At 68.4% G+C, this 15,364-nt stretch carries 16 protein-coding genes; 3 read left to right on the top strand and 13 right to left on the bottom strand.

Features of this window, described 5'->3' with window-relative positions; all coding sequences use genetic code 11:
* Positions 1–22: 22 nt before the first annotated feature.
* The gene (gene dapD / locus LXM64_RS06460) at positions 23–961 is read left to right on the top strand and encodes a 2,3,4,5-tetrahydropyridine-2,6-dicarboxylate N-succinyltransferase (protein WP_234075111.1); all 939 of its coding nucleotides are present in this window, start codon (positions 23–25) and stop codon (positions 959–961) included.
* A complete protein-coding gene (gene ppk2 / locus LXM64_RS06455) occupies positions 958–1,758 on the top strand; it encodes a polyphosphate kinase 2 (RefSeq protein ID WP_137417404.1) in 801 nt (266 codons plus the stop codon). Before dapD ends, ppk2 begins: the two co-directional genes overlap by 4 nt.
* Positions 1,759–1,763: 5 nt before the next feature.
* On the opposite strand, the gene ddaH is transcribed toward ppk2, so the two are convergent.
* From ddaH to LXM64_RS06420, 7 genes are all read right to left on the bottom strand, one after another.
* On the bottom strand, positions 1,764–2,525 hold the full coding sequence (gene ddaH / locus LXM64_RS06450) for a dimethylargininase (protein ID WP_234075110.1): 762 nt from the start codon (positions 2,523–2,525) through the stop codon (positions 1,764–1,766).
* A gap of 2 nt (positions 2,526–2,527) precedes the next feature.
* On the bottom strand, positions 2,528–3,826 hold the full coding sequence (locus tag LXM64_RS06445) for a citrate synthase (RefSeq protein WP_234075109.1): 1,299 nt from the start codon (positions 3,824–3,826) through the stop codon (positions 2,528–2,530).
* A 168-nt stretch (positions 3,827–3,994) separates the two neighbouring features.
* A complete protein-coding gene (gene dapC, locus LXM64_RS06440) occupies positions 3,995–5,107 on the bottom strand; it encodes a succinyldiaminopimelate transaminase (RefSeq protein WP_234075108.1) in 1,113 nt (370 codons plus the stop codon).
* 8 nt (positions 5,108–5,115) lie between these two features.
* Positions 5,116–5,436 carry a ferredoxin gene (fdxA, locus tag LXM64_RS06435; protein WP_137417408.1) on the bottom strand — a complete coding sequence of 107 codons (321 nt, stop codon included), beginning with the start codon at positions 5,434–5,436 and terminating at the stop codon, positions 5,116–5,118.
* A 9-nt stretch (positions 5,437–5,445) separates the two neighbouring features.
* Positions 5,446–5,823 (bottom strand): DUF6113 family protein, encoded by a 378-nt coding sequence (locus LXM64_RS06430; RefSeq protein WP_234075107.1) that lies wholly within the window; start codon positions 5,821–5,823, stop codon positions 5,446–5,448.
* A 34-nt stretch (positions 5,824–5,857) separates the two neighbouring features.
* Positions 5,858–6,172, bottom strand: a complete 315-nt coding sequence (locus tag LXM64_RS06425; RefSeq protein WP_234075106.1) for an AzlD domain-containing protein — start codon at positions 6,170–6,172, stop codon at positions 5,858–5,860.
* Positions 6,169–6,867, bottom strand: a complete 699-nt coding sequence (locus LXM64_RS06420) for an AzlC family ABC transporter permease (protein ID WP_234075105.1) — start codon at positions 6,865–6,867, stop codon at positions 6,169–6,171. The genes LXM64_RS06425 and LXM64_RS06420 overlap by 4 nt, the downstream gene beginning before the upstream one ends.
* A gap of 65 nt (positions 6,868–6,932) precedes the next feature.
* On the opposite strand from LXM64_RS06420, the gene LXM64_RS06415 reads away from it, so the two are divergent.
* Positions 6,933–7,481, top strand: coding sequence for a helix-turn-helix domain-containing protein (locus LXM64_RS06415; protein WP_234075104.1), 549 nt, complete (start codon positions 6,933–6,935; stop codon positions 7,479–7,481).
* A 7-nt stretch (positions 7,482–7,488) separates the two neighbouring features.
* On the opposite strand, the gene typA is transcribed toward LXM64_RS06415, so the two are convergent.
* The 6 genes from typA to LXM64_RS06385 all read right to left on the bottom strand — a co-directional run bounded on the left by typA (position 7,489) and on the right by LXM64_RS06385 (position 15,352).
* Positions 7,489–9,402 (bottom strand): translational GTPase TypA, encoded by a 1,914-nt coding sequence (gene typA, locus LXM64_RS06410; RefSeq protein WP_137417413.1) that lies wholly within the window; start codon positions 9,400–9,402, stop codon positions 7,489–7,491.
* 76 nt (positions 9,403–9,478) lie between these two features.
* A complete protein-coding gene (locus LXM64_RS06405; protein ID WP_234075103.1) occupies positions 9,479–9,919 on the bottom strand; it encodes a PH domain-containing protein in 441 nt (146 codons plus the stop codon).
* 101 nt (positions 9,920–10,020) lie between these two features.
* Positions 10,021–11,691 (bottom strand): dipeptide ABC transporter ATP-binding protein, encoded by a 1,671-nt coding sequence (locus LXM64_RS06400; protein WP_137417415.1) that lies wholly within the window; start codon positions 11,689–11,691, stop codon positions 10,021–10,023.
* On the bottom strand, positions 11,688–12,638 hold the full coding sequence (locus LXM64_RS06395) for an ABC transporter permease (protein WP_234075102.1): 951 nt from the start codon (positions 12,636–12,638) through the stop codon (positions 11,688–11,690). The genes LXM64_RS06400 and LXM64_RS06395 overlap by 4 nt, the downstream gene beginning before the upstream one ends.
* Positions 12,628–13,557 carry an ABC transporter permease gene (locus tag LXM64_RS06390; RefSeq protein WP_137417417.1) on the bottom strand — a complete coding sequence of 310 codons (930 nt, stop codon included), beginning with the start codon at positions 13,555–13,557 and terminating at the stop codon, positions 12,628–12,630. The genes LXM64_RS06395 and LXM64_RS06390 overlap by 11 nt, the downstream gene beginning before the upstream one ends.
* A gap of 172 nt (positions 13,558–13,729) precedes the next feature.
* On the bottom strand, positions 13,730–15,352 hold the full coding sequence (locus LXM64_RS06385; RefSeq protein ID WP_234075101.1) for a peptide ABC transporter substrate-binding protein: 1,623 nt from the start codon (positions 15,350–15,352) through the stop codon (positions 13,730–13,732).
* Positions 15,353–15,364 lie beyond the last annotated feature (12 nt).

Genomic DNA, 15,364 nt, shown 5'->3' with positions numbered 1-15,364 from the left:
CTCGGGCCGATAACCTGAGGAGATGAGCATGAAGCGCACGGTATGGGGCACGGGTCTGTCGACGACGAGCGAGGACGGCACCGTTCTCGACGCGTGGTTCCCGACGGTGGCGGCCGAGACGCAGGCCGGCTCGACCGCCGAGTTCGCGGAGTTCGCCGGCGCAGACGCCCGCCGTCAGGTCACGGTCGCTCCCGTCGAGCTGACGATCGATGTGGATGCGGCTCCCGCATCCACGGTCGACGCCTATCTGCGTCTGCATGCCCTCTCCCACCGCGTGGTGGCGCCGAACGAGATCAACCTCGAGGGCATCTTCGGGCACCTGCCGATCGTCGCGTGGACGACCGCGGGGCCGATGCTTCCCGCCGACGCGGAGCGCCTGCGCCCGGCGCTGACCCGCGCCGGCATCCAGGTGCACAGCCTCGACAAGTTCCCGCGGCTTCTCGACTACGTCACCCCGCCCGGGGTGCGCATCGCCGATGCCTCGCGCGTGCGCCTCGGTGCCTACCTCTCCCCCGGCACCACGGTCATGCACGAAGGATTCGTCAACTTCAACGCCGGCACCCTGGGCGCCTCCATGGTCGAGGGTCGCATCTCCCAGGGCGTCGTGGTCGGTGACGGCAGCGACATCGGAGGCGGGGCGTCGATCATGGGCACCCTCTCGGGCGGTGGCACCCACCGGGTCTCCATCGGCTCTCGCACGCTCCTCGGCGCGAACGCGGGCATCGGCATCTCCCTCGGCGACGACTGCGTCGTGGAGGCCGGCCTCTACGTCACCGCCGGCTCGAAGATCGTCCTCGCCGACGAGCAGCCGCGCGCCGACGGCACACGGCCCGTCGTGAAGGGCGCGGAGTTGTCCGGACGCGACGGCATCCTGTTCCGCAGGAACTCGGTGACCGGGGCGATCGAGGCCGTGCGACGCGCGGGCGTGGGAGTCACCCTCAACGAGGCGCTGCACGCATGAGCGCGGCGCGGCTGCCGAAGAAGCTCTACGAGCGCGAGCTCGCTCGTCTGCAGGCTCAGCTCGTCGACATGCAGGCCTGGGTGCAGGCGACCGGAGCGCGCGTGGTGGTGATCTTCGAGGGCCGCGACGCTGCGGGCAAGGGCTCGACGATCAAGCGGGTGTCGGAGTACCTGAACCCCCGCGTCAGCCGCATCGTCGCTCTGCCGACGCCCACGGATCGCGAGAAGTCGCAGTGGTACTTCCAGCGCTATGTCCCGCACCTGCCCGCGGCGGGCGAGATCGTGCTGATGGACCGCTCCTGGTACAACCGGGCCGGCGTCGAGCGTGTCATGGGCTACTGCACCGATGCGGAGTACCAGAGGTTCCTGCGCCAGGCGCCGCTGTTCGAGCGGATGCTGGTCGAAGACGGCATCCTGCTGCTCAAGTACTGGTTCAGCGTGTCCGACGTCGAGCAGGAGGCGCGTTTCCGCTCGCGGGCGAGCGACCCGATGAGGCGCTGGAAGCTGAGCCCGAACGACGTGTTGTCCATCACCAAGTGGGAGGACTACTCCCGGGCGAAGGATGCGATGCTCGTGCACACCGACATCCCCGAGGCGCGCTGGTACGAGGTGGACAACGAGGACAAACGTCGTGGTCGGATCAACATGATCCACCATCTGCTCGAGCAGATCCCGTGGCAGCCGATCCCGCACGAAACCGTGGAGATCCCGGAGCGACCCGCCTCACGCGGATACGAGCGTCCGCCGCGCAGCCTGGACGCGATGGTCCCCGACTACGCCGCCACGCTGGAGCGCTGACGGCGTCAGTCGCGCAGCCGCACCGACAGACAGGTGACGCAGCCCTCGAGCTTCTCGAACTCGGTTACCGGGGTCGTGATGACCTCCAGGCCCCTCTCCCGGAAGAGGGCAGCGGATGCCGGGGCGTCCGCCGACATGAGCACGGTGTTCTCGTCGAGCACCACCACAGCCGTGCCGTGCTCCTCGGGAACCGCGAGGAACGCCGGGAACGCATCGGGGTCATCCACCAGCGGCGGGTAACCGATGACGGTGCCGTCCGGAAGCGCGGTCACTGCCGACTTCAGGTGCAGCACCCGCGTCACGGGAACACCCTGCACGTCCCACCCTCGAGGTGCGAGCAGTGCGCGCAGCTGCACCACGGCGTCCTCGGTCGTGCGCGCCGACAGGCCCACGTAGACGGTGCGGCCGATCTTCAGAACGTCGCCGCCGTCGAGTGTCGCCGGGGCGACGATCTCCGCCGTCGCCAGCCCGGTCCGCGCGGTCGCGGCTTCGATCGTCGGGCGCTCGCCCCGGCGCGAGTCGGCTCCGGCGCGGCAGAGGACGGCCAGATCGCCGAACACGACCACGGCATCCTCGACGAACACGCCGTCCGCCTGCTCGTCCGCCTCGGCGACCGGCACGATCTCCCACCCGCGAGCGCGGAACACGTCCACGTACGCCTCCCACTGCTCGCGCGCGAGCGTGGGATCCACCGGGACTCGCTCGAGGTGCGTGAGCTCCCCCTCGGCCAGCCGCGAAGACGGCGGCCGCACGAGAAGCCGCGGCATCGTCAGCCCACGCCCGGGTAGTTGCGCTCGGGGGCCCCCACGTACAGCTGCTGGGGGCGGCCGATCTTGGTCTGCGGGTCCTGGTTCATCTCGCGCCAGTGCGCGAGCCACCCGGGAAGGCGACCGATCGCGAACAGCACGGTGAACATCCGGGTCGGGAAGCCCATGGCCTTGTAGATGACGCCGGTGTAGAAGTCGACGTTCGGGTACAGCCGGCGGGAGATGAAGTAGTCGTCGCGCAGGGCGATCTCCTCCAGCTCCTTCGCGAGATCCAGCAGCGGGTCACTGACGCCGAGCTCGGCGAGCACCTCGTCGGCGGACTCCTTGACGAGCTTCGCGCGCGGGTCGTAGTTCTTGTACACGCGGTGTCCGAAGCCCATGAGCTTCACGCCGTCTTCCTTGTTCTTGACCCGCTCGACGAAGCGCTGCACGCTCTCGCCGGAGTCACGGATGCGGCCCAGCATGTCGAGCACGGCCTCGTTCGCACCGCCGTGAAGCGGCCCGGAGAGGGCGTTGATACCCGCCGAGACCGAGGAGAAGATGTTCGCCCCGGTGGATCCCACCAGACGCACCGTCGACGTCGAGGCGTTCTGCTCGTGGTCCTCGTGCAGGATCAGCAGGCGCTCGAGCGCCCGCGACATCACGGGGCTGATCTCGTACTGCTCGCTGAGCACGCCGAAGTTGAGCTTCAGGAAGTTGTCGACGAAGCTGAGCGAGTTGTCGGGATACAGAAAGGCCTGGCCGACGCTCTTCTTGTGCGCGTAAGCCGCGATCACAGGAAGCTTCGCGAGCATCCGGATGGTGTTGAGCTCGACGAACTCGGGGTTGTGCGGATCCGACTGGTTCTCGTAGTAGGTCGAGAGCGCCGCCGTGGCGGCCGACAGCACGGACATGGGGTGCGCGGTGTGCGGCAGCGCCGAGAAGAAGCGCTTCAGATCCTCGTGCAGCAGCGTGTGACGCCGGATGCGGTTGTCGAAGTCCTCGAGCTCGCTCGCGCTGGGCAGCTCGCCGTAGATGAGGAGCCAGGCGACCTCGAGGTACGTCGAGTTCTTCGCGAGCTGCTCGATCGGGTACCCGCGGTAGCGGAGGATGCCCTCGTCGCCGTCGATGAAGGTGACCGCGGACTTGGTCGCCGCGGTGTTCACGAACCCGTAGTCGAGGGTCGTGTGTCCGGTCTGACGCGTCAACGACGACACATCGATGCTGGGCGCACCGTCCGTGCCCGTCAGCACAGGCAGCTCCGCGGTGTGCTCTGCGACGGTCAGACGTGCGGTCTTCTGCTGCGAGCCGGCTTCGGTCACGGCGCCTCCTTGCGATGGATCGTCGGCGAAAGGTGGGGATCCTCGGTCGCCCGGTGGCGACCTGCCCGGGCACGCTACGTGTCGGCGCGCCCCTGCGATTACAGCCTAGCCGTGGCAGCGGCCTACGGTGACTGGCACCAAAGGAACGTGCGATCCGTAGGAGAAAAGCTATGAACTTACGGCGTGCAGGCGCGCCGCGGCCGCCGCGATCCGCTCATCCGTCGCCGTGAGGGACAGTCGGATGTGGTGCGGATGGTGCGGTCCGTAGAAGTGTCCGGGGCCGGCCAGGATGCCGAGACCCGCGAGGGCGGCCATGCTCTCCCACGCATCCTCGCCGCGCGTCGCCCAGAGATAGAGTCCGGCTTCGCTGCGGTCGACGCGGAAACCTGCGGCCTCTATGGCCGGCTTGAGCACCGCCCGCCGGGCACCGTAGCGTGCCTTCTGCGCGGCGACATGCGCGTCGTCACCGAGCGCGGCCACCATCGCGGCCTGCACGGGGGCCGGCAGCATGAGCCCCAGGTGCTTGCGCGCCGTCAGCAGCCGCGCGACCAGGGCGGGATCCCCCGCGAGGAAGGCGGCACGATAGCCGGCGAGATTGGACTGCTTGCTCAGCGAGTAGACCGACAGCACGCCGGACAGATCGCCCGCGACCACGGCGGGATCCAGGACCGAGGGCACGGGGGCATCCGCCCACGGCGCTTCCCATCCCAGCTCCGCGTAGCACTCGTCCGACACGAGTACCGCGCCGAGCTCTCGGGCCCGCTCGCGAGCCCGACGCAGCTCGACGACGCTCCACACCCGTCCGTCCGGGTTGCCGGGAGAGTTGATCCAGACGAGCTTCGTGCCCTCCGGCCACGAGGCCGGGTCGTCTTCGGCCACCGCCGTCGCCCCGACCAGGCGTGCACCGACCTCGTAGGTGGGATACGCGGCGACCGGATGCACGACGGTGTCTCCGACGCCGAGCCCGAGCAGCAGCGGAAGCAGGGCCACCAGCTCTTTCGAACCGACAGTCGGCAGCACGTGCGAGACGGTGAGCTCCGCGACGCCGCGGCGGCGCGCGTACCAGTCGACGATCGCCTCGCGCAGCGGGGGCGTACCCACCGTCTGCGGATAGGCATGCGCGTCGGTCGCGGCCGCGAGGGCGGCCTCGACGACCGCCGGGGTGCGGTCGACAGGAGAGCCGATCGAGAGATCGACGATGCCGTCGGGATGACGGCGCGCGGTCTCGGCGTACGGCGCGACGGCGTCCCAGGGATAGTCGGCGAGGTCGGCGACGCTCATCTAGGCGTTCACTCGCCCTGGGGCGGCAGCTCGGCGATGACCGGGTGGTCCTTGTGGATCACGCCGACCTTGGCGGCGCCACCGGGCGAGCCGATGTCGTCGAAGAACTCGACATTGGCCTTGTAGTAGTCCTGCCACTCTTCCGGCAGGTCGTCCTCGTAGTAGATGGCTTCCACGGGGCAGGCCGGCTCGCAGGCGCCGCAGTCCACGCACTCGTCGGGGTGGATGTAGAGCGAGCGATCGCCCTCATAGATGCAGTCGACGGGGCATTCGTCGATGCAGGCACGATCCTTGACATCGACGCACGGAAGGGCGATCACATACGTCACGGGATCAGTCTAGTTCGCCTCGACTGACCGTCGGGGCGCGCGCGGCCACGCCACGACGACCGCCGCCACCAGCGGGACGGCGCCCATCCAGATCAGCGCGAGCGTCTCGTGCGCCACGGTGAACAACACCGACCCGCCCGTCGACGGCTGTGCGAACACGTACGTGATGACCATGATGCCCAGCGCTGCCGCGAGGGTCGTCCACCTGTCCCCCGTCAGCAGCCGCACGGCGATCAGCAGCGCGCCGGCCCCGATCACCCCGAGCAGGAGTCCGATCGGCACCGGTCCGATGAATGCCGCATGCGCGAAGGATCCGGCGGCGCCGTAGACGACCCCGACGACGAGTGCGATCGCCCAGGCGGCGATACGAGATGCAAGCGAGCCCACCCCGGGATCCTAGTCGTCGGGGATGGGAGTCGTCTCAGGCCGCCCAGCCCACCAGACGAAGCAGCGCCGCGACGGCGGCGGCCGCGACCACGACGACGAGGAACGGGGCGCGGAGCGCGAGGAGGCCGGCGGCGACCAGGAGTGCGGGCAGGCGAGCATCGAGCACGATCGCCTGTCCCGCTCCGAGTGCCTGCACGGCGACCAGCGCACTCAGCAGCGCCACGGTGAGCAGCTCCGCGATACGGGCGGGCCTCGGTGCTTCGACGAAGCGCGTCGGGATGGCGTATCCCACGGCCTTGAGGGCGAGGCAGATCACCGCGGCGAGAAGGACCGCGTTCCACAACGTCACGACGCCGCCTTCGCCCCGGAGCGACCGCCCCACCCGACGACGACCGCCACGAGGGCGGCGATCAGCACGGGAACCCCCGGCATGAGCGCGGGTGTGAGGACCGTCGCGACCACGGCCGCGGCGATGCCGACGGCGATGGCCTGCCTGCCCACCAGGCGCGGCCACAGCAGCGCGAGGAAGGCCGCGGCGGCCGCGGCATCCAGTCCGTACGCGCGCGGGTCCCCCAGGACGTCGCCCAGGAGCGCGCCCGCCAGCGTCGAGATGTTCCAGCCGACGTAGATGCCGACGCCGGTGACCCAGAATCCGAGAGCGCGGGCACGCGCATCCGCCTGCGCGAGCGAGACGGCGGTCGATTCATCGATCGTGAACCCGGCAGCGGCCATCTTGCGCCACATCCCGTCGAACTGCGGCGACAGCCGCATACCGTACGCGACGTTACGCACCCCGAGAAGCGCCGCGGAGGCGATCGCCGCGGGCGCGGCAGCGATCCCTCCGGCGGCGATGACGCCGACGAAGGCGAACTGCGATCCGCCGGTGAACATGAGCAGGCTCAGGACGCACGTCTGCCAGACATCGAGGCCGGCAGCGACCGAGAGGGCGCCGAAGGAGATGCCGTACGCACTTGTCGCCAGGGCGACCGCAAGGCCCTGGCGCACCGCGCGGCGGCCGGGGTCGGGCAGGCTCTCCACATCCATCACCACATGATGTCCGCCGGGGGGAACGTTCGTCAAACCGAACGCTCGTACGTCATACTGAACGAATGGAGAGCATCGGTCCGCGCATCGCACGGTCGCTCCGACGCGAGCGGGAGCGCGCGGGGATGAGCATCTCAGAGCTGGCCCGCCGGGCCGAAGTGGGAAAGGCCACGATCTCGCAACTCGAGTCGGGCGCCGGCAACCCGAGCGTGGAGACGCTCTGGGCGATCGCGACTGCTCTGGGCGTGCCGTTCGCGGTCTTCGTCGAAGAGCCCGACGACGGACTGCGCCTCATCCGGGCGGGGGCGGGCGACGGCATCCGCGCGGCGGACTCGCCCTACAGCGCCCTGTTGCTCGCGGCGGGCTCGCCGAACTCGCGCAGCGACCTCTACCTGCTTCGCGCGGAGCCGGGCGAACCGCGTCGGTCGCTGCCGCACACGCTCGGCACCGTCGAGCACGTCGTGCTGATCACCGGACGCGCGGCCGCAGGGCCCGCAGACTCCCCCGTCGAACTCTCGCCGGGCGACTACCTCCGGTATCGCGGGGATGCGCCTCACATCTTCGAGGCGCTCACCCGCGATACCAGTGCGGTCCTCGTCTCCGAGGTCCGCTGAGTCCGACTCAGGCGTTCGCGTCCTGGCGCTTCAGACGGGATGCGGCACGGCCGCGCTCGGTCGCGTCGAGCACGACCTTGCGGATGCGCACCTTCTCGGGGGTGACCTCGACGCATTCGTCGTCGCGGGCGAACTCGAGCGACTCCTCGAGGGTGAGCACACGCGGCGGCGTCATCGACTCGAAGGAGTCGGAGGTCGACGAACGCATGTTCGTCAGCTTCTTCTCCTTGGTGATGTTGACGTCCATGTCGTCGGCGCGCGAGTTCTCGCCGATGACCATGCCCTCGTAGACCTCCTCGGTCGGCTGGACGAAGAAGCTCATCCGCTCCTGCAGCGCGATCATGGCGAAGGGGGTGACGACGCCCTGACGGTCGGCGACGATCGAGCCGTTCTGACGCGTCGTGATGGAGCCGGCCCAGTCGTCGTAGCCGTGGGAGATCGCGTTCGCGATACCCGTGCCGCGCGTGATGGTCAGGAACTCGCTGCGGAAACCGATGAGGCCGCGCGAGGGGACGACGAACTCCATGCGGACCCATCCGGTGCCGTGGTTCGTCATGTTGTCCATGCGGCCCTTGCGAGCCGCCATGAGCTGCGTGATCGCGCCGAGGTGCTCCTCGGGAGCGTCGATCGTGAGGTGCTCGAACGGCTCCTTCAGCTTGCCGTCCTCGCCGCGCTTCGTGACGACCTGGGGCTTGCCGACGGTGAGCTCGAAGCCCTCGCGACGCATGTTCTCGACGAGGATGGCCAGCGCCAGCTCACCGCGGCCCTGGACCTCCCAGGCGTCGGGGCGGCCGATGTCGACGACCTTGAGCGAGACGTTACCGATGAGCTCCCGGTCGAGGCGGTCCTTCACCATGCGCGCCGTGAGCTTGTGGCCCTTGACCTTGCCCATGAGCGGCGAGGTGTTCGTACCGATCGTCATCGAGATCGCCGGGTCGTCGACCGTGATGGCCGGCAGCGGGCGGACATCCTCGGGGTCGGCGATCGTCTCGCCGATCGTGATGTCCTCGAATCCGGCGATGGCGACGATGTCACCGGGGCCGGCGGACTCGGCCGGGAAACGCTCGAGCGCCTTGGTCTTGAGCAGCTCCGTCACGCGCGCGTTGGAGTGCGAACCGTCGTGGCGGACCCACGCGACGGTCTGGCCCTTCTTGAGGGTGCCGTTGAAGACGCGCAGGAGAGCCAGGCGGCCGAGGAACGGGCTGGAGTCGAGGTTGGTCACCCACGCCTGCAGCGGTGCCTCGTCGTCGTAGGACGGCGCCGGCACGTGTTCGAGGATCGCCTCGAACAGCGGCTCGAGGTCTTCGTTGTCGGGCAGCGACCCGTTCTCGGGGCGCGTGCGCGACGCGGCGCCGGCACGGCCGGAGGCGTAGACCACGGGAACGTCCAGCAGAGCGTCGACGTCGAGGTCGGGAACGTCGTCCTGGAGATCGGAGGCCAGACCCAGCAGGAGGTCGTGAGCCTCCTCCTCGACCTCGGCGATGCGCGCGTCGGGGCGGTCGGTCTTGTTCACGAGCAGGATGACCGGCAGCTTCGCCTCGAGCGCCTTGCGCAGCACGAAGCGGGTCTGGGGAAGCGGGCCCTCGGATGCGTCGACGAGCAGCACGACGCCGTCCACCATCGACAGGCCGCGCTCCACCTCGCCGCCGAAGTCGGCGTGGCCAGGGGTGTCGATCACGTTGATCGTGATCGGGCTGTCGGTGTGGATGCCGTTGTACGTGATCGCCGTGTTCTTGGCGAGGATCGTGATGCCCTTCTCACGCTCCAGGTCGTTGGAGTCCATCGCGCGCTCTTCGACGTGCGCGTGTTCACCGAACGAGCCCGTCTGACGGAGCATGGCATCGACGAGAGTCGTCTTGCCGTGGTCGACGTGGGCGACGATCGCGACGTTACGCAGATCGGAGCGGAGGGCGCGCGCCATACAGGTTTCCTTGCAGTGAGGGAGGGTGACCCGGGACTCCGGGCCCTTCAGTCTACCGCAGGCGGCTGTGAGACGGTCAGCCGGCCCCGACGACCGCGACGGCGATGCCCGCCCAGACCACCAGTGCGATGAGCGCCACGAGCGCCGGGAGGTCCCACATGCGCCGCACCGGGCCGGGCACGGCGGTGGGCTCGCGGGCCGACTGCCAGTCGTCGATGACGCGCTCGGCGTCTTGCGAGCCGGCCGCGGGCCGGCCGTCGCTCGGAGAACGGCGCGCGCCGCTGCGGGCGGAGACCGGTCCCCCGTAGCAGGTGAGCGTGCGCCCCTCGGTCGTCTCGATGACGAGCTGGTAGCGCATGCGGATGTCGGCGATCGCGGAGAAGGGGATGCGGGTGATGCGCAGGAAGTTCTGCACGCGCAGACCGTCGGCGGAGCTGGTCACGCTGGACGCGAAGACGCCGACGTAGATCCCCCACAGCGCAAGCAGGATCCACGGGGCGAGCAGCAGCGCGCTCACGAGCCCGGCGCGGATCAGCGCGTCGCCGAGGAGGAAGGCGGCGGCGACCGCCGAGATGATGATCCCGACGGTCGCCGACGTCGACCGGTAGACGGTGCGGTTCAGTTGCCGCCTCCGAGGGGGATGGTCGCGCCGGGGATGGCATCCAGCAGGCGGCGGGTGTACTCCTCGGCCGGGTTGGCGAAGATCTCGTCGACCGTGCCCTGCTCCACGATGCGCCCCTTCTCCATCACCGCGACCATGTCGGCGGCCACACGCACGACGGCGAGGTCGTGGGTGATGAAGAGGTAGGTCAGCTCGAGCTCGGACTGCAGCTCGGCGAGCAGCTGCAGGATCTGGTCCTGCACCAGCACGTCGAGGGCCGAGACCGCCTCATCGAGCACGACGATGTCGGGCTTGAGTGCGAGCGCGCGGGCGATGGCCACGCGCTGACGCTGACCACCGGAGAGCTCGTTCGGGTAACGGGTCGCCAGCTCCTGCGGGAGCGAGACCTGGTCGAGCAGCTCACGCACGCGCTCACGACGGGAGGCGCCGTCGCCGACCTTGTGGATCTCCATCGGCTCCGCGATCGTGTTGCCGATGTTGCGGAGCGGATCGAGCGAGCCGTACGGGTCCTGGAACACCGGCTGCATCCGACGACGAAGCGCGAAGGCCTGCCGATTGGAGAGGCTCGCGATGTTGGTGCCGTCGATCTCGATGGACCCCGCGGTGGGATCCTCGAGCTTCAGCACCATCTTCGCGACCGTGGACTTGCCCGATCCGGACTCGCCGACCAGGGCCAGCGTCTTGCCGCGCGGGATCTCGAACGAGACACCGTCGACAGCGCGGAAGGCTTCACTGCGGAAGCCGCCCTGGCGGATCTTGTACTCCTTGGTCAGGTCGGTCACGCGGATCGCGGGAGCGAGACCCTCGATGTCGTCGGTCGTCTCGATGCCCCGACTCTCCGCACGCGCCTGGATGCGCTGCGAGGCGAGCGAGGGAGCCGCCGCGACGAGGCGCTGCGTGTAGGGATGCAGCGGGTTCTGGAGGATCTCACGGCTCGGGCCGGACTCGACGATCTCGCCGTTCTGCATGACGATGATCTTCTCGGCGCGCTCGGCCGCAAGACCCAGGTCGTGCGTGATCAGCAGCACCGAGGTGCCCTTCTCCCGCGTGAGCTTCGCCATGTGGTCGAGGATGACGCGCTGGACCGTGACGTCCAGTGCAGACGTCGGCTCGTCGGCGATCAGCAGCTTCGGGTCGGCCGCGAGGCCGATGCCGATGAGCGCGCGCTGGCGCATACCGCCCGAGAACTGGTGGGGGTACTGGTGCAGGCGCTTGGCCGCATCCGCCAGTCCGGCCTGCTGCAGCACCTCGATCGCCCGCTGGGTGACCTCCTTGCGGCCGGTGGCGATACCGTTCGCACGGATCGCCTCCTTGACCTGGAAGCCGATCGACCACACCGGGTTGAGGTTCGACATCGGGTCCTGCGGCACGTAGCCGATCTCCCGACCGCGCAGGCGCTCCATCTGGGTGCGGCTGAGGCCGGTCAACTCACGCCCGTCGAGCGTGATGCTGCCCTGGGTGACGTGGCCCGTGCCGGGGAGCAGGTTCACGACCGCGGAGGCGGTGGTGGACTTGCCCGAACCGGACTCGCCGACGATCGCGACCGTCTCTCCGGGGAACACGTCGAGGTTCACACCGTGGAGCACCTCTCGGCTGCCCGACTGGGTGTCGAAGGCGACGCGGAGGTTGCGGATGCTGAGCAACGGGGTTGCGGCGCTCTCGCTCATCGGCGGGCCCTCGCTCTCGGGTCGAGGGCGTCGCGGATCAGCTCGCCCAGGAGGATGAACGCGAGGACGGTGAGCGTCAGCGCGATCGACGGGTAGATGAGCGCCATGGGAGCGATGCGCAGGGACTGCTGCGCCTCGGAGATGTCACGGCCCCACGACATCACGTCGGGGCCGAGGCCGACACCCAGGAACGCCAGCGTCGCCTCGGCGACGATGGCCGCCGCCAGGCTCAGGGTCGAGATGACCAGGAGCGGAGCGATCGCGTTGGGCACGACGTGCGAGACCATCGTGCGGAAACGCGACTGCCCGAGTGCCCGGGATGCGGTCACGAAGTCCGCCTGCCGAACTCTCAGCACCTCGGCGCGCACGACGCGAGCGGTCGAGGCCCACGCGAACCCGCCGATCGCGAACGCAAGGGTGAAGACGTTGCGGAAGTCCGCGAAAACGCTCATCACGACGACGGCGGCCAGGATGTAGGGGATCGAGAAGAAGATGTCACCGATGCGGGAGAGCAGCGAGTCGAGCCATCCGCCGTAGAAGCCGGCCAGCGCACCCATGATCAGACCGATCGAGGAGCCGATGAGGGTCGAGAGCAGACCGACGGACAGCGACGTGCGGGATCCCCACACGATGCGCGCGTAGATGTCGCACCCCTGGAACGTGAATCCCAGCGGGTGGCCGGCGGCCGGGCCGCCGTTGCTGTTGGACAGCTGGCAGTTGTCGTTGGGCGGCGTCTGGGTGAACAGCGTCGGCCACACGGCCATCAAGAGGATGAAGGCGACGACGGCGAGCGAGATCCAGAAGGTGGGACGCTTGCGCAGGTCGCGCCACGCATCCCGCCAGAGGCTGGAGGGCTTCTCGTCGGCGATGCGGACGGCGTCGACCGTCAGCGACGCGTCCTTGACCTCGGCGACGTAATGCGTCGGCAGTTCGGAGTTACTTGACATAGCGGATCCTCGGGTCGAGCAGACCGTAGAGCAGGTCGATCACCAGGTTGACGAGAACGTAGATGATCACGAAGACGGTGACGAACGACACGATCGTCGGACCCTCGTGGCGCAACGTCGCCTGGAAGAGCGTGTTGCCGACGCCGGGGACGTTGAAGATCGCCTCGGTGACGGTGGCACCCACCAGCAGGACACCGAAGTTGGTGGCCGAGTTGGTGATGACCGGGATGAGCGAGTTGCGCAGCACGTGCACGGGGATGACGCGTCGACGCGGCAGGCCCTTGCTGTACGCGGTACGCACCCAGTCCTGGTTCAGCGTGTCGATGACCGAGCCGCGCATGAGCCGCATGCTCGTCGCATAGAGGCTGAACCCCAGCACCAGTGCCGGCAGCCACAGGTCGCCCCAGTTGTTGTTCCCACCGACCGTCGGCTTGAACCAGCCGAACTGCAGGGCGAGGAAGTACTGCGCGAGGAAGGCGAGGACGAAGATCGGCATCGCGACGAAAAGCAGCGAGATGACGAGTGCGACGTTGTCGAAGATCTTGCCCTTACGCAGGGCCGAGACCGTGCCGATGATGATGGCGAGCGAGAACTCGATGCCGATGGCCATCACCGCGAGCCGACCGGTCACCGGCAGCGTTCGGGCGAGGACGTCATTGACCGATTGGCCCGAGAACGTGTTGCCCAGGTCTCCCTGGAAGATGCCGGTGATGTAGTAGAAGTACTGCACGATGAACGGTTCGTTCAGGTGGTACTGCGCCTCGAGTGCGTCGATGACCGACTGGCTCGGCGTCTTGTCGCCGAACAGAGCCAGGATCGGGTTTCCCGGCATCGCGAAGACGAGGAAATAGATGAGCAGCGTGGATCCCAGGAACACCGGGATCACCTGCAGGATGCGTCTGAGGATGTAAGCGAGCATCCTCTCTCCCTCCGAGAAAGTGGCCGAGGAGTATCCTCGCACGATCGGTGCAAGAACCCCCCGCCCGACGAGAGACCGGCGCCCGCGTGGGTGACGCGGACGCAGGTCTCTGGACAGGCCGCGAGGCGGTGACGGGATCGTCACCGCCTCGCGGTCGCGATCAGAAGAGCTATCAGCCCTTCGTGATCTGGTAGTACAGCGGAACCGAGTTCCAGCCGAACACGACGTTCTGAACCGTGTCAGCGTACCCGCCGTTCACGTTCGAGTACCACAGCGGGATGGCGGGGAGGTCCTGCAGCAGGATCTCCTGAGCCTTCTCGTAGTCGGCCGTGGCCGCGTCGACGCTGTCAGCAGCAGCGCCGGAGGCGAGCAGCTTGTCGAACTCGGGGTTCGAGTAGTCACCGTCGTTCGAGGAGGCGCCCGTGCCGTACAGCGGAGCGAGGAAGTTGTACAGACCCGGGTAGTCGGCCTGCCAACCGGTGCGGAACGCGGTGGTGATCGTGCGGTTGGTCACCTCGGTGCGCAGCGAAGCGAAGTCGACGAACGGAGCGCCGGACGCATCGATGCCGAGCGTGTTCTTGATCGAGTTCGTCGTCGCGTCGACCCAGGCCTGGTGGCCGCCGTCGGAGTTGTACGCGATCTGGAACGTGCCGCTCCAGGGCGAGATCTTGTCGGCCTCGGCCCACAGCTCCTTCGCCTTGTCCTGGTTGTACTTGAGGACGTCGGCGCCCTCGAGCGAGTCGGACCATCCACCGATGACCGGCGACGAGAAGTCGCTGGCCGGCGTACGCGTGCCGTTGAAGATGGTCTTCGTGATCGCGTCACGGTCGATCGCGAGCGACAGCGCCTCGCGGCGCAGCTTGCCCTCTTCGCCCGAGAAGTGCTCGAGGCTCTCCGGGATCGTGAACGACTGGAAGATGGCGGCGGGCTGGTTGACCGCACGCTCGCCCAGGTCGGACTCGAAGGTCGCCTGTGCGCTGGTGGGGATCGCGTCGAGGACGTCGAGGTTGCCCGACTGGAGGTCGGCGTAGGCGCCGTCCAGGTTGGCGTAGAAGACGATGTCCAGGCCGCCGTTCTTGGCCTCACGGCCACCGGTGTAGGAGTCGTTCTTCACGAGGTTGATCTCGACGTCGTGCTGCCACGCGCCCTCGCTGGCCAGCTTGTACGGGCCGTTGCCGATCGGGTTCTCACCGAAGGCGGTCGGGTCCTCGAAGGCGACCTCGGGAAGCGGGTAGTACGCCGAGTAACCCAGGCGCTGCACGAAGTCGGCGGCGACGGGGTTGGAGAGCTTGATCGTGAAGGTCGTGTCGTCGACCTTGGTCAGACCGGTGAGCTCGGAGTCGGTCTCCTCGCTGTAGCCCTCGATGTCGGAGAACCAGGAGGCGTTCTTCTGGGCGTTCGACTTCAGCGCGCCGTAGTTCCAGGCCTTGATGAAGCTGTCGGCGGTGACGGCCTCGTCGTTGCTGAACTTCTGGCCCTCCTTCAGCTTCACCGTGATGGTGTTGGCGTCGTCGACGGTGATCGAGTCGGCGACATCGTTGACGATGTTGCCTTCGCCGTCGTAGTAGGCCAGGCCCGCGTAGATCGAGTCGACGATCTTGCCGCCGCCGGTCTCGTTCGTGTTGGCCGGGAAGAGCGGGTTCTCCGGCTCCGAACCGTTGACCTTGATGATGGCACCGGCGTCGCCACCGGTAGAGGTCGGCTCGTCCGAGCCGCCACTCGCGCAGCCGGCGAGGGCGAGAGCCCCGATACCGGCCAGCGCCACGCTCGCGAGAGCGATCTTGCTGCGCTTCACTGTTCCTCCTGG

The sequence above is a fragment of the Microbacterium binotii genome (genome assembly GCF_021398715.1).
GTDB lineage: Bacteria > Actinomycetota > Actinomycetes > Actinomycetales > Microbacteriaceae > Microbacterium > Microbacterium binotii_A.
This window is presented reverse-complemented; position numbering and strand designations above follow the sequence as displayed.